Source organism: Nocardioides sp. (assembly GCF_024509035.1).
Classification (GTDB): Bacteria; Actinomycetota; Actinomycetes; order Propionibacteriales; family Nocardioidaceae; genus Nocardioides.
Genome location: NZ_JANINT010000371.1, coordinates 874 through 1,793, shown reverse-complemented (window position 1 = coordinate 1,793; position 920 = coordinate 874). Strand labels below are relative to the sequence as shown.

The 920-nt window shown below is 71.2% G+C and carries 1 protein-coding gene; it reads left to right on the top strand.

Features of this window, described 5'->3' with window-relative positions; all coding sequences use genetic code 11:
* Window positions 1-276 precede the first annotated feature (276 nt).
* Window positions 277-920: PfkB family carbohydrate kinase (locus Q0L15_RS21455; protein ID WP_296606798.1), on the top strand; the 644-nt coding region annotated here is incomplete at its 3' end.

Here is a 920-nt window from a genome sequence, read left to right as displayed (position 1 = left end):
GCACGACGGCCCCGTGGAAGAGATCGAGCCACTCGTCCATCACTCCGGGCTTGATCTGGTAGGTCCGCAGCTGGAAGACCACGTCGTTTCCTTCCGGGTCGGGGGCGGATGCCCGCGGTGTCGCGGGCTTCTCGACGTCATGCAACATATGCAGGAACGTTGCACAGTACGCAATTTGAGCGTATCTTTCTCGTGCGGAGCCCGTCAAGGCGCGTCGGGCCGGCAGGCTTCCGTCGGCGCGCCGCCCTGCGAACGGGTCCCGGACAAGGAGGGAACGTGAGCGCGCTGGCCTCGATGACCCGGCTGGTGACGATCGGCGAGACCATGGCGGTCTTCATCCGCGACCAGGCGGGTCCCGCCCACAGCTACCGCCTGACCGCCGCGGGTGCCGAGAGCAACGTGGCGATCGCCGCGGCGCGGCTCGGCCTCCCCGCCCGCTGGCTGTCCCGCCTCGGCGAGGACGAGCTGGGCACCTTCGTCCGCGACTTCGTCACCGACCACGGCGTCGACGTGGTCGTCGACTGGGACCCGTCCCGGCCGACCGCCGCCTGCGTCAAGGAGGTGCGGCCGTTCAACACGCGGATGCGCTACTACCGCAGCACCAGCGCCGCCCGCCGTCTGGACCTCCTGGACCTCGCTCTGGTGGAGGACACCGACCACCTGCACCTCACCGGGGTCACGGCCGCGCTCTCGCCCGAGGACCGGCAGCTCCTCGAGACGCTCCTGCGTCGGCGGCGAGGCCTCGGGCGTACCAGCTTCGACGTCAACTACCGGGCCCAGCTGTGGGCCGGGCCGACCGAGGCGGCCGCGTGTCTGCTGCCCCTCGCCGAGGCCGCCGACCTGGTGTTCATCGGTGACGACGAGGCGCGCTCGCTGCTGGGCACCGACGATCCCGCCGCAGTGGCGGCCGCACTGGTGCG